At 47.7% G+C, this 448-nt stretch carries 2 rRNA genes; both read right to left on the bottom strand.

The features are described from left to right. Positions 1-104: ribosomal RNA gene (locus tag AC1DUA_RS40640) — 23S ribosomal RNA — on the bottom strand; the annotation flags it as partial. A gap of 241 nt (positions 105-345) precedes the next feature. Continuing rightward, positions 346-448, bottom strand: a 16S ribosomal RNA gene (locus tag AC1DUA_RS40635); the annotation flags it as partial.

Here is a 448-nt window from a genome sequence, read left to right as displayed (position 1 = left end):
GATCAAAGCCTGCTTACGGCTCCCCGAGGCATTTCGTCGTTCGCCACGTCCTTCTTCGGCTCCTAGTGCCTAGGCATCCTCCGTGTGCTCTTTCTAGCTTAACCTAGAAAAAAACATTTGAAAATTTCGTGCAACCCRAAGGTTAGCACTACCTAAGTTCTTACTTTACGTTTYRTTTCGTTATCTAGTTTTCAAGGAACAACGTTGCAACCATTACATCAACAAATCGATGTTGGTTGTCAACTGGTTTGAAAGATTGCTCTTTCAAAACTGAACACGAGTGAGTAAGCGATTGTGTATCCGAAGATACTTGACTGGGTCGTTCTCAGACCCGAGTCTCCATAGAAAGGAGGTGATCCAGYCGCACCTTCCGATACGGCTACCTTGTTACGACTTCACCCCAATCATCTACCCCACCTTCGGCGGCTGGCTCCCTGGCTGGCTCCCT

Source organism: Paenibacillus sp. 01T422 (assembly GCF_056398785.1).
The sequence above is the reverse complement of the archived record's forward strand: the minus strand, read 5'-3'. Positions and strand labels throughout refer to the sequence as shown.